Raw genomic sequence first — 11,489 nt, forward strand, 5'->3', positions numbered from 1 at the left:
CGTCCGCGGCGTGCAGGGCGCCGCGGACGGCGGGGGCCAGCATCGGCTCCAGCCTGCGGGCCTCCCGGCCGGTCAGCCAGGTCGAGTCCAGGCCCAGCCGCTGGTGGAAGGCGTACAGCTCGCGCAGTTCCTCGCGGTCGTCGGAGTCCAGCGCGACGGCGATCGTGCCGCAGCGGCGGTAGCCGGTGTCCAGGCCGCCGCTCGCCTCGGAGAGCTCGGCGGCGAAGGTCTCGTACCGCTCGTTCGAGGCCATCCCGAGGCGCAGTAGCGGCTCCTCGCCGTACTGGAGCTCGGTGACCGGGGCGAGCATCCCGGCCGCGACCCCGGCGGCCCCGCCGCCGTGGGCGGGGTCGACCACGATCACGTTCCGCGCCCCGCGCCGCGCGGTGCGCCAGGCGACGGCGAGGCCGATGACGCCCCCGCCGATCACCAGCACGTCGGCATGGGTGCCTGATGGCAAGCGTGACAAGGCTGCTCTTCTCCCTTCGCCGGTATGACCCGGATCAGGTTCGGACGGTCGCAGGCCGTGTCAGCCCGCCTCTCAGCCCGGTCCGCCGGGCTCCCGTGTGGTCCTCCCACCTTAACGCCGGGGGTCGGCCCGGCCGAAGGCCCGTACGCGGGGCGGACGGCCCGGAGGCCGCCGCGTCGCGCTGAGTACAGTGGCGGGCGTGGCAGAGCTGAGCGGAACGGATCGGGTGGTCGTCGTCGGAGCCGGGCTGGCCGGGGCGCAGTGCGCCCTCAAGCTGCGGCAGGGCGGCCGGCAGGGGCGGATCACGCTGGTCGGCGAGGAGCCGCACGCGCCGTACGACCGGCCTCCGCTCTCCAAGGACGTGCTGCTCGGCAAGGCCGACTCCACCGCCCTGGACATCGACTACGGGCAGCTCGGCATCGAGCTGCTCACCGGCCGCCGCGCCACCGGCCTCACCCCCGGCGTGCTGCACACTGACGGCGGCGACCTCCCGTACGGCTCGCTGGTGATCGCCACCGGCGCCGTGCCGCGCGCCCTGCCCGGCGCCGAGCGGGCGCACCTGCTGCACACCCTGGACGACGCCCTGGCGCTGCGCGCGCTGCTGCGCCCCGGGCTGCGGCTGGTGCTGGTCGGCGCGGGCTGGATCGGCGCCGAGGTGTCCACCGCGGCCCGCGCGGCGGGCTGCGAGGTGACGGTGGTCGAGGCCGGTCCGGCGCCGCTGCCCGGCGCGCTGCCGACGGAGCTCGGCTCGGCGATGGCCGCCTGGTACGCCGAGGCCGGGGTCGAGCTGCGCTGCGGGGTCGGCGTGGCCGCCGTCGAGCCCGGCGCGGTGCTGCTGGCGGACGGCTCGCACCTGCCCGCCGACGAGGTGGTGGTCGGCATCGGGGCCCGCCCCGCGACCGGCTGGCTGGCCGGCTCCGGGGTCGAGCTGGACGCGACCGGCGCCGTCGTCGTGGACGGGCGGCTGCGCACCTCGGTGCCCGGCGTCTTCGCGGCCGGCGACTGCGTCAGCTACCCCTCGGCCCGGGCCGGCGCCCGGCTGGCCGTCCAGCACTGGGACCACGCGCTGCGGTCCGGCGAGGCGGTGGCCGCCGCCGTCCTGGGCGCGGACGCGCCGGCCTACGACCCGGTGCCGTACTTCTGGTCCGAGCAGTTCGGGCGGATGGTCCAGTACGCCGGCCGGCACGCCGAGGGCGACCAGCTGGTCCGGCGCGGCGACCCGCGGGGCGCCGACTGGTCGGTGCTCTGGCTGCGCGACGGCGTGCCGAGCGCGCTGCTGACCGTGGACCGGCCGCGCGACCTGGCCCAGGGGCGGCGGCTGATCGAGCGCGGCACCGCGCTGGACCCGGCCCGGGCGGCCGACCCCGCGGTACCGCTGAAGGCGGCCGTCGCGGGGTAGGCGCGGGGCAGGTCTGGTGCGCGGTGGGCCGCGGAGGTGGCAGTCTGGTGGCGTGAGTGAGATCGAAAGCAAGATTGAATCCCTGGTCACCGACTGGATGTACCTGCCCGACATCTCGGAGCAGTGGGGGGTCCGGGTCACCGAGGTGCGTGACCTGGTCAAGAACGGCGGCCTGATCGCCGTCCGGCGCGGCCCCAACAAGTCGCTGCAGGTCCCGGCCGCGTTCATCGACGGCCCGGGCCTGGTCAAGCACCTGTCCGGCACCCTGACCGTCCTGCGGGACTGCGGGTACAACGACGCGGAGATCCTGGAGTGGCTCTTCACCGAGGACCCGTCGCTGCCCGGCAGCCCGATCCAGGCGCTGCGGGAGAACCGCGGCACCGAGGTGAAGCGCCGCGCCCAGGCGATGCTGATCTGATGGCGGCGGACACGCCGCGCGCCGGGCTCGCCGACGCCCGGCTGTACCTGTGCACCGACGCCCGCCGGGAGCAGGGCGACCTCGCCGAGTTCCTGGACGCGGCGCTGGCGGGCGGGGTGGACATCGTCCAGCTGCGCGACAAGGGCCTGGAGGCCAGGCAGGAGCTGGAGGCCCTGGAGGTCTTCGCCGACGCCTGCCGCCGGCACGGCAAGCTGCTGGCCGTCAACGACCGCGCCGACGTCGCCCACGCGGCCCGGCCGGACGTGCTGCACCTCGGCCAGGACGACCTGCCGGTGCCGGCCGCCCGGGCGATCCTCGGCGAGGACGTGCTGATCGGCCGCTCCTGCCACGCCGAGTCCGAGGTGGACGCGGCGATCGCCGAGCCCGGGGTGGACTACTTCTGCACCGGCCCGGTCTGGCCGACCCCGACCAAGCCGGGCCGCCCGGCCCCGGGCCTCGGCCTGGTCTCGTACGCGGCGAAGCAGGACACCGACCGGCCGTGGTTCGCGATCGGCGGGATCGACCTCGGCAACCTGGACGAGGTGCTCGCCGCCGGTGCCCGCCGGGTCGTCGTGGTGCGGGCCATCACGGCCGCGGCGGACCCCCGGGCGGCCGCCGCCGAGCTGTCCCGCCGGGTGCGCGCCGCGCTCTGAGCGGCGTCCCGGGTCTCGGTGGGACCCCGCAGGACCGGCCCGGGGCCGTCGCCGCCCGTCAGTGCGTTCAGTACTTGCGGACGGTGGCGGCCTCGGCCAGTGCCAGCAGCACCGTACGGGCCCGCTCGTCGGCGAGCGGCGCCGCCGCCAGCGCGGCCAGCGACTGCCGCATCAGCTCCTCGATCCGGCGCTCCACCAGCTCCGGCGCCCCGCTGCGGGCGACCAGCCCGCGCAGCTCGGCGACCTCCGGGGCCGCCAGGTCCGGCGCGCCCAGCCGCTCGTCCAGGTGCCGGGCGTCGGCGGCCGGCAGGCCCCGCATCGCGTGCGCGACCAGCAGGGTGCGCTTGCCCTCGCGCAGGTCGTCCCCGGCCGGCTTGCCGGTGACCGCCGGGTCCCCGAAGACGCCGAGCAGGTCGTCGCGCAGCTGGAAGGCCTCGCCCAGCGGCAGCCCGAACGCCCCGTACGCCTCGACCAGCTCCGGCCCGGCGCCGGCCAGCAGCGCGCCCACCTGGAGCGGCCGCTCGATGGTGTACTTCGCGGACTTGTAGTGCAGGACGGTCTGCGCCCGCTCCAGCGCGCCCTCGTCCGTCGAGTCGCCGGCCACCGGCTCCAGCACGTCCAGGTACTGGCCGAGCATGACCTCGGTGCGCATCAGGTCGAACACCGGCTTGGCGGCGAGCACGGCGGCGGGCTCCAGGCCGGAGCGCAGGAACAGCTCGTCGCACCAGATCAGCAGCAGGTCGCCGAGCAGCACCGCGGCGGAGGCGCCGTACTGCTCGCGGTCGCCGCGCCAGCCGCTGTCGCGGTGCAGCGCCTCGAAGCGGCGGTGGACCGAGGGCAGGCCGCGGCGGGTGTCGCTGCGGTCCATCAGGTCGTCGTGGACGAGGGCGCTGGCCTGGAGCAGCTCCAGGGCGGCGGCCGCGTTGGCGATCGCGTCGCCGGTCGCGCCCGCGGCCGGGCCGCCGGCGCCGCGCCAGCCCCAGTAGCAGAAGCCCGGGCGCAGCCGCTTGCCGCCGTCCAGCAGGAAGTCGCGCAGCGCGTCGGCGGCGGGGGCCAGCTGGGGCGAGATCTTGTCGAGGAGCACGGACTGGCCGTCCATGAACGCGGCGAGCGCCGCGTTGACACGGGTGCGGACGTCCTCCACGTCCATGGGGTTGGCCGCACTGCCGGCCGCGTTGCCGGCCGCGTTGCCGGCCGCACTGGTGGCCGCACTGAGGGCCGAACCGGGGCTGGCCGGCCGGGTGCTGGACGAGGTCACGATGGGGCTCCGCTGGTTCTCTGGGGTGCAGCAAGCGTAGCGGTGCGGCCGGGAACGGCTGTGCGAGCGGCTCGGCCCGGGGTGCGGGGGAGGGGAGGCGGAGCCGTTCCGGGGCGAAACGGAACGTCTTCCATCAGTTGTCTCAATAGATGGAATACGGTTGTCCGGCCCCTTCGAACGCCGGATAGCCTGCCAGCATGGCACTCGGAATCGCTTCCACGAGAACGGATCGCGCACTGACGGTGCGCGAACTCCTGGCGGCCGGCAAGCGCTCCTTCTCCTTCGAATTCATGCCGCCCCGCACCGAGGCCGGCGAGCAGAAGCTCTGGGACGCCATCCGCCGGCTCGAACCGCTCGACCCCAACTTCGTCTGCATGACGTACGGCGCCGGCGGCTCCTCGCGCGAGCGCACCGTCAACATGGTCGGCCGGATCGCCACCGAGACCACCCTGACCCCGGTCGCCCACCTCACCGCGGTGGACCACTCGATCGCGGAGCTGCGCAACATCATCGGCCAGTACGCCGACCAGGGCGTGCGCAACGTCCTCGCGGTCCGGGGCGACCCGCCCGGCGACCCGATGGGCGAGTGGGTCAAGCACCCCGAGGGCGTCACCTACGCGTACGAGCTGGTGGAGCTGATCAAGGGGATCGGCGACTTCTGCGTCGGCGTCGCGGCCTCCCCGAACATGCACCCGCGCTCGACCGACTGGGACGAGGACATCCGGCACTTCGTGGCGAAGATCCGCTCCGGGGCCGACTACGCGATCACCCAGATGTTCTTCGAGGTGGACGACTACCTGCGGCTGCGCGACCGGGTGGCGGCCGCCGGCTGCGAGACGCCGATCATCCCGGAGATCATGCCGGTCACCAACGCCAAGCAGCTGGAGCGCTTCCCGCAGCTCAGCGGCTCGGCCTTCCCCGTCGACCTGGAGGCCCGTCTGCGGGCGGCCATCGACGACCCGGCGGCGCTGCGGGCCATCGGCATGGAGCACGCCACCGCGATGGCCGAGCGCCTGCTCGCCGAGGGCGCGCCGGGTCTGCACTTCATCACGCTGAACCACTCGACGGCGACGCTGGAGATCTACCAGAACCTGGGACTGCACCAGCGCTGAGCGGGCGCTGCGGGGGCCTGCTCCCGCCGCGCCGACGCCGGGTGTTCACGAGCCCGTCACCGTACCGACGGTGGCGGGCTCGGTCGTGTGCGGCCGGTGCCCGGGCGGCGGGAACGCGATGCGGTACCCCGGCCGTTGAACCGGTACAGTCGCCGCACACGCGCGGCGCACACGCGCGGGTACGCGACTGGAGGTAGCGGGGCGGATGGGCATCGGATACCTGCTGCTGTACGTCGCGTTGGCGGTGGTGGCGCTCTGGCTGGTCGCGGAGGTGCTGCTGCAGAACCGGGCACCGCTGCACTGGCGGGTCCTGGCCCTGGCCGGCTTCCTGGGCGTGGCCGCCGGGATGGTCCTCGGCTCGGTCGTGGTGATCGGGGCCGGCGCCGCGCTGTTCGCGGTCGGACAGGCCTTCGTCACCCTCTCGGTCAAGCGCGGCCACCAGACCGGCTGGTCCCTGCGGAAGCCCGACGGCAGCCTGCCCGGCCCGCTCGCCAAGGTGCCGCTGCTCGGCGCCCTCACCGGCGGCGCCGCCGCGGTGGCGGCCGCCGCGGTCGCCCGCAAGCGGGTCGGCGAGGTCAGCCCCGTCGAGGAGACCCCGGCCCCCGCGCCGCTGCCCACCCCGCTGCCCTCCCCGGCGCCCGACGAGGTGCCGGAGGTCGAGCAGACCGCCGCCTTCGAGATGCAGGAGCTCGCCCAGGACGGCGTCTACGCCCCCGGGTACTACGAGCAGCAGCAGCCGCAGGTCCAGCAGCAGCCCCAGGACCCGTACGCCCCCGCCTACCAGGCCGGCTACGACCAGCAGCAGTGGCAGACCCAGCAGCAGCCCGCCTACGCCTACGACCAGCAGCAGACCTACGGCGGCTACCCCCAGCAGCAGCCCGACCCGTACGGCGGCTACCAGCAGCAGCACCAGCAGCAGGACCCGTACGCGGGCTACCCGCAGCAGCCGCAGCACCAGCAGGCCTGGGACCAGACCGCCCAGCAGCAGCCCCAGCAGTGGCAGCCCCAGCCCGACCCGCACACCCAGGGCATCCCGCAGCAGCCGATGTACGACCAGAACCACGGCTACCAGCAGCAGAACACCTGGCACCAGCAGGGCTGACCGGCCCGACCGGGCCGTTACGCCGGGCCGATCAGGCCGGCGGTGATGCAGGCCGACATGCCGACGCGGGCGAGGCCGCCGCCGGGGTGGGCGTTGCCGCCGATCAGGTAGAGGCCGGGGACGGGGGACTCGTTGGCGGCCTTCAGCCAGGAGCCCGCGGAGCCGGCCAGGGCCGGGCGGGCGACCGCGCCGAACAGCGCGCCGGTCTCCCGGCGGGTGTCCTCCGGGGTGCGCACGACCCGCCACAGGATCCGCTCGCGCAGGCCCAGGCCGGCCGCGTCCACGTGGGCGAGCAGCCGGTCGGCGTAGCGGTCGGCGAACCCGGGGACGGTCCAGTCGACCTCGTCCTGGGCCGGGACGGTCGCGGTCAGCACCACGCTCTCGTGGTCGTCGTCGGGCCGCAGCGCCGGGTCGTCCGGGCGCAGCACCTGGACGGTGGGGCGCTCGCAGGGCGGCGCCGAGAGCGTCAGGGCGTTCGCCTCGGCGGCGGGGTCGGCCGCGTGGACGACCGTGCGGTGCGGGGTGCCCTCGGGCCGGGGGCCGCGCAGGGCGAGCAGCACGCTGAAGCGGCCGGGCACCTCCACCGGCTCCCACTCCCCGGGCGGCAGCCCCGGCCACTCGGCCAGGCCGTGGCGGTAGAAGGCGTCGGTGTCCATCGCGGAGACCACCAGGTCCGCGTCGATCCGGCCGTCCGCCGTCTCGACCCCGGTCGCCCGGCCGCCCTCGACGACCACCCGGGTGACCGGGGTGTCGAAGCGGAACGCGACCTTGCGCAGCTCGCAGCGCCGGTACACCGCGTCCGCGAGGGCCCGCAGCCCGCCCCGGACGTACCAGACGCCGAAGGACTGCTCCATGTACGGCAGGACGGTGGCCCCGGCGGGTGCCATGGCCGAGGTGAAGCCGTGCCGCAGCGCGGGCTCGAACAGCAGGGCGGTCAGGCCGGGGTGGCCGTCGAGCTCGCGCGCGGCCACGTGCTCCAGGGACCACGGCTGGGCGCGGCGCAGCCGGGCCAGGCCGGTGCGCGGCGGGACGGGGTACGGGTCGGTGCCGACCAGGGCCCGGTCGGCCGGGGACAGCACGCCGCGCTCGGCCGGCAGCGGCTCCTCCAGCAACGGGCGGCGGGTGGCCTCCCAGACCGTCCGGCCGTGGTTCATCACCGCGCTCCAGCGGGCGCCGGAGCCGGCCCCGAAGGCGGCGTCCAGCGCCTGGCTGACGCCGCCGCGGGAGGCGTTCGGCAGGGTGACGGCGGTGCCGTCGGGGAACACGTGCCGGCTCTCCGGGTCGACCGGGGCCAGCTCGACCAGCTGCTCCAGGGGCTCCTTGCCGGTCTTCAGCGCGAGGTCGCGGTAGACCGCCGGGAGGGTGAGCAGGCCGGGCCCGGTGTCGAAGGCGAAGCCCTCGCGCTCGTACCGCCCGACCATGCCCCCGTAGGTGCCGCCCGCCTCGCAGACCGTCACCCGGTGGCCGAGGGTCGCCAGCCGGGAGGCCGCCGCGAGCCCGCTCATTCCTGCGCCGATGACGACGATCTTTGCCATGGCACCTGATCCTAGGACCAGTCTCAGGCGCTCCCCGCCGCCGCCCGGGCGGCCCGGCGTTCGCGGCGGCGGGCCCGGAAGGCGCGGATCCGGCTGACCGCCAGCCAGACCAGCAGCAGCCCGGCGGCCAGGACCACGGCGGCGACCGAGGCGGCCAGCCAGGGGTGGAAGATCGCCAGGGTGATCAGGCCGGCCACCGAGAGGTCCTCGGCCATGCTGACCACGATGTTGCTGGCCGGTTCGGGGGAGGTGTTGACGGCCATCCGCAGCGAGGCCTTCACCAGGTGGCTGACCAGGGCCGAGGCGCCGCCCATCGCGCCGGCCGCGACCTCGCTCAGCGAGCCGGGGTCGTTGCCCGCGATCAGCACGCCGACGGTGGCGCCGGCGACCGGCCGGATCACCGTGTGCACGACGTCCCAGACGCTGTCCACGTACGGGATCTTGTCGGCCACCGCCTCCAGCGCGAACAGCACCGCGGCCACGACCAGCACGTCGGTGCGCTCCAGCGCCTGCGGCACCGAGTCCGCGTCGGCGAACCTGCCCAGCAGGCCGAGCAGCAGCACCACCGCGTAGGCGTTGATGCCGCTGGCCAGTCCGCTGGTGAAGATCAGCGGCAGGACCGTCATCGCGTCCCCCTCCTCGTCATCGCGTCCCCTGGTCGTCCGGCGGGCCGGTACCGCCCGGCCCCGCCGTACCGTACCCGGCACCCGGGACGCCGTGGACGCACCCGCCGGTTCCGGCGGCCGGCCGGACCGGGACGGGCCGGGGCGCACTGAGTACAAATACTCAGATCCGCGGTTGAGTACGTCAGCGGATGGCCCCCGACCTGCGGAGACGGGAGAGTGGTGGCACCCGGGAGGGCGGCGCGTCGGGCGCCGGGCCCGCCCGGGTGGCGGATCCGTCCGTCCCCCGGCCGAACCGGCCCGGGGAGGCGGCGGACGGACCGCCACGGGGCTGGTCACGGTCCCCGCACCGCCGACACGGGGCGGCGGAGCGGGCCGGGGGGAGACCGGCCGCGAGGGGGGAGCTCGCCACCGCCGACCACGGGGGAGCGGCGGAGCGACGGCACGGCGGCGGCGCGGAACCGGGGGAGGACCGCGCCCGCCGCCGCTACGCCTTTTCCGGACGCCCTTCCGGAGCCGCCCGGGGCGCGGCTGGCCCGGCCGGATTGTCAGTGGTGCCGTTCACGATGGAGGGGCACGGACCACCCGGTCCGCGCGCTGCCTCGGAACGGGGGAGACCATGACCGTCAGCCGTCCTGAGCCCGTCACCGCCCGCCTCCACTCCGCCGCCCCGCCGCAGCTCCCGGGCCCGTCCGCCGGGCGCCCCGCCGGAGCCGACGTCCACCCCGTGCTGCGCCGGGTCGCCGCGCCGCCGGCCGCCCTCGACCTGCTCGCCGACGCCCACCGCACCCTCACCCGGGCCCGCGCCCTGGAGGACCCGCTGGAGCGCTACGCCACCGCCCACCTGGCCGCGCTGCGCACGGTGGCGGCCGTCCTGGCGGTGCGCGGCCGCCCGGAGAAGAGCCCGCGCCGGCGCAAGGCCATCCGCAGCGCCTGGGAGGTGCTGCCCGAGGTGGCCCCGGAGCTCGCCGAGTGGGCGGTCTACTACGGTGCCGGCGCCCGCCGCCGGGCCGCCGCCGAGGCCGGGATCAGGGGCGCCGCCTCGGCCCGCGACGCCGACGACCTGGTCCGCAACTCCGCCCTCTTCCTGCGCCTGGTCGAGCGCCTGCTCGGCCTGCACGCCGCGCCGCCCCCGCCCCGGCTCCCGTCGGACGGCGTCGTGGGCCCGGCAAGGATCCCTGGGACAGGCTCTAAGGTGGAGGCAACCTGATCGAACTGCACGTGCCAAGGAGTCCCACCTTGTACCCGACGCGTCCCCGCAGTGCCCTGCGTACCGCCGTGGTGTGGGAGGTGGTCCGGGCGGCCCTGGAGAAGCGGTCGGCCGAGCTGGACCAGCCGGTGCTCGACGTCGTCGACACCGGCGGCGGCACCGGGAACTTCGCGGTGCCGGTCGCCAAGCTCGGCCACCGCGTCACCGTGGTCGACCCGAGCCCGGACGCCCTGTTCGCCCTGGAGCGCCGGGCCGCCGAGGCCGGTGTGACGGACCTGGTGCGCGCTGTCCAGGGCGACACCCAGACCCTGCCCGAGCTGGTCGCCCCCGGCAGCGTGGACGCGGTGCTCTGCCACGGCGTGCTGGAGGTCGTGGACGACCCGGCCGAGGCGCTCGGCAGCCTGGCGGGCGCCCTGCGCAAGGGCGGCGTGGTCAGCCTGCTGGCGGCCAACCGCAATGGCGCCGTGCTGGCCCGCGCGCTGGCCGGCCACTTCACCGAGGCCCGCACCGTGCTGTCCGCCGCCGACGGCCGCTGGGGCGAGCAGGACCCGATGCCGCGCCGCTTCACCGGCGAGGAGCTGGGCCGGCTGGCCGAGGCCGCGGGCCTGCGGGTGCAGTCGGTGCACGGCGTACGGGTCTTCTCCGACCTCGTCCCCGGCGTGCTGGTGGACACCGAGCCGGGCGCGCTGGACGCGCTGCTGAAGCTGGAGGAGGCCGCCGCCGCGCAGCCCGCCTTCCACGCCGTGGCGACCCAGCTGCACCTGCTGGCCACCCTGGCCTGAGGCGCCCCTCCCGGCCCGCGCGCCCCTTCACGCGCGCCTCCGCCGTCGTACGGTTTTTTTTGCCCGCCGTACGGCGGTGGTTCGCGCCCCGGAGGCCCGCCGGTTCCCGCGCCGTGACCCCTCGGTGGCCCGCCCGTTTCCGGGCCCGGCGGCGGCCGGGCGGTGCCGCCCGGCGGCAAACCTCCCCAGGTCCGGGACGATTCCATCCGATCGGGCACTTGTCCGGGGCGTGGCGCGTTGACTCCGATGCGGCCGTCCCCGCTCGAAGTGGCCCGTCCCACGCGGCGCAGACCACCCCGTAACGGGCCCACGGACCGTATGATCTGGGTAAAGCCGGAAAGCATGACAGCCGGACGCGTGGGGCATATGGACGACACGGGCCGGGTCCCCCGCACGGGCGTCCGACCGTGTGCCCCAAGGCTGATTGGACTTGCCTCCCCGACCGGGGTGGGCGGACCGGTCGCACCCGCGACCGACGAGTAGGAGGACTCCGTGCCGCTCTCGGAGCACGAGCAGCGACTGCTCGACCAGATGGAGCGAGCGCTGTATGCCGAAGATCCCAAATTCGCGTCTGCGCTTGAGGGAACCGGGCTGCGCACCTACACCCGTCGGCGGGTCTACCTGGCCGTCGCCGGCTTCGTGGTGGGCATCGGCCTGCTGATGGGCGGCATGGTCGTACCGGATCAGATCTGGGTCAGCGTCGTGGGCTTCCTGGTGATGCTCGGGTGCGCGGTGTTCGCCGTGACCGGCTGGCGCCGCGGTCCCGCGGGCCAGGGCGCCGGAGCCCGTCCGGCCGCCGCCCCGCGCCGCAAGGCCGGGATGATGGACCGGGTGGAGCAGCGCTGGCAGCGCCGCCGGGACGAGCAGACCGGCGGGTTCTGAGCCGCTCGGCCGATACGTACGAAGCCGGGGCGGGCAGTCGATCGAC

Annotated in this window: 12 protein-coding genes and 1 riboswitch; of the genes, 8 read left to right on the plus strand and 4 right to left on the minus strand. The window is 75.6% G+C overall.

All coding sequences use genetic code 11. From position 1 onward, the window contains the following. Positions 1-460 (minus strand): FAD-dependent oxidoreductase (locus tag ACFRQN_RS30390; protein WP_380743438.1); only part of this gene is annotated, 460 nt, incomplete at its 3' end. A 3-nt stretch (positions 461-463) separates the two neighbouring features. Then, positions 464-576: riboswitch (TPP riboswitch) on the minus strand. Positions 577-659: 83 nt separating this feature from the next. Here ACFRQN_RS30390 and ACFRQN_RS30395 point away from each other — a divergent pair. Genes ACFRQN_RS30395 through thiE form a run of 3 tightly spaced genes read left to right on the plus strand, consistent with a single transcriptional unit; the run spans position 660 to position 2,939 of the window. Beyond that, a complete protein-coding gene (locus tag ACFRQN_RS30395) occupies positions 660-1,868 on the plus strand; it encodes an NAD(P)/FAD-dependent oxidoreductase (protein WP_117487445.1) in 1,209 nt (402 codons plus the stop codon). A 52-nt stretch (positions 1,869-1,920) separates the two neighbouring features. Beyond that, positions 1,921-2,286: an Rv2175c family DNA-binding protein gene (locus ACFRQN_RS30400; protein ID WP_049651935.1), complete on the plus strand. Its 366-nt coding sequence runs from the start codon at positions 1,921-1,923 to the stop codon at positions 2,284-2,286. Continuing rightward, the gene (gene thiE, locus ACFRQN_RS30405; RefSeq protein ID WP_049651934.1) at positions 2,286-2,939 is read left to right on the plus strand and encodes a thiamine phosphate synthase; all 654 of its coding nucleotides are present in this window, start codon (positions 2,286-2,288) and stop codon (positions 2,937-2,939) included. The genes ACFRQN_RS30400 and thiE overlap by 1 nt, the downstream gene beginning before the upstream one ends. A 67-nt stretch (positions 2,940-3,006) precedes the next feature. On the opposite strand, the gene ACFRQN_RS30410 is transcribed toward thiE, so the two are convergent. Beyond that, positions 3,007-4,197, minus strand: a complete 1,191-nt coding sequence (locus tag ACFRQN_RS30410; RefSeq protein ID WP_380743440.1) for a polyprenyl synthetase family protein — start codon at positions 4,195-4,197, stop codon at positions 3,007-3,009. Positions 4,198-4,394: 197 nt separating this feature from the next. Between ACFRQN_RS30410 and metF the strand changes: the two genes are divergently transcribed. Next, on the plus strand, positions 4,395-5,309 hold the full coding sequence (metF, locus tag ACFRQN_RS30415; RefSeq protein ID WP_049651933.1) for a methylenetetrahydrofolate reductase [NAD(P)H]: 915 nt from the start codon (positions 4,395-4,397) through the stop codon (positions 5,307-5,309). Between the two features lie 205 nt (positions 5,310-5,514). Next, entirely contained in the window at positions 5,515-6,411 is an 897-nt protein-coding gene (locus tag ACFRQN_RS30420; RefSeq protein ID WP_380743442.1) for a hypothetical protein, read from the plus strand. 17 nt (positions 6,412-6,428) lie between these two features. Here ACFRQN_RS30420 and ACFRQN_RS30425 read toward each other — a convergent pair whose 3' ends face one another. Further along, entirely contained in the window at positions 6,429-7,946 is a 1,518-nt protein-coding gene (locus tag ACFRQN_RS30425) for a phytoene desaturase family protein (RefSeq protein ID WP_380743444.1), read from the minus strand. A 23-nt stretch (positions 7,947-7,969) separates the two neighbouring features. Continuing rightward, on the minus strand, positions 7,970-8,572 hold the full coding sequence (locus ACFRQN_RS30430; protein ID WP_049651930.1) for a DUF4126 domain-containing protein: 603 nt from the start codon (positions 8,570-8,572) through the stop codon (positions 7,970-7,972). Between the two features lie 616 nt (positions 8,573-9,188). Between ACFRQN_RS30430 and ACFRQN_RS30435 the strand changes: the two genes are divergently transcribed. The 3 genes from ACFRQN_RS30435 to ACFRQN_RS30445 all read left to right on the plus strand — a co-directional run bounded on the left by ACFRQN_RS30435 (position 9,189) and on the right by ACFRQN_RS30445 (position 11,443). Further along, on the plus strand, positions 9,189-9,779 hold the full coding sequence (locus ACFRQN_RS30435; RefSeq protein WP_074000909.1) for an SAV_6107 family HEPN domain-containing protein: 591 nt from the start codon (positions 9,189-9,191) through the stop codon (positions 9,777-9,779). A gap of 29 nt (positions 9,780-9,808) precedes the next feature. Next, on the plus strand, positions 9,809-10,561 hold the full coding sequence (locus ACFRQN_RS30440; protein WP_049651928.1) for a methyltransferase domain-containing protein: 753 nt from the start codon (positions 9,809-9,811) through the stop codon (positions 10,559-10,561). 492 nt (positions 10,562-11,053) lie between these two features. Then, positions 11,054-11,443, plus strand: a complete 390-nt coding sequence (locus ACFRQN_RS30445) for a DUF3040 domain-containing protein (RefSeq protein WP_074000911.1) — start codon at positions 11,054-11,056, stop codon at positions 11,441-11,443. Positions 11,444-11,489 lie beyond the last annotated feature (46 nt).

Source organism: Kitasatospora sp. NPDC056800, from assembly GCF_042789775.1.
Lineage (GTDB): Bacteria > Actinomycetota > Actinomycetes > Streptomycetales > Streptomycetaceae > Kitasatospora.

Bases quoted from the DNA above. Each gene is read 5' to 3' on its own strand.
- thiE (WP_049651934.1), top strand. From the start codon at position 2,286: ATGGCGGCGGACACGCCGCGCGCCGGGCTCGCCGACGCCCGGCTGTAC.
- metF (WP_049651933.1), top strand. From the start codon at position 4,395: ATGGCACTCGGAATCGCTTCCACGAGAACGGATCGCGCACTGACGGTG.
- ACFRQN_RS30420 (WP_380743442.1), top strand. From the start codon at position 5,515: ATGGGCATCGGATACCTGCTGCTGTACGTCGCGTTGGCGGTGGTGGCG.
- ACFRQN_RS30425 (WP_380743444.1), bottom strand. From the start codon at position 7,946: ATGGCAAAGATCGTCGTCATCGGCGCAGGAATGAGCGGGCTCGCGGCG.
- ACFRQN_RS30430 (WP_049651930.1), bottom strand. From the start codon at position 8,572: ATGACGGTCCTGCCGCTGATCTTCACCAGCGGACTGGCCAGCGGCATC.
- ACFRQN_RS30435 (WP_074000909.1), top strand. From the start codon at position 9,189: ATGACCGTCAGCCGTCCTGAGCCCGTCACCGCCCGCCTCCACTCCGCC.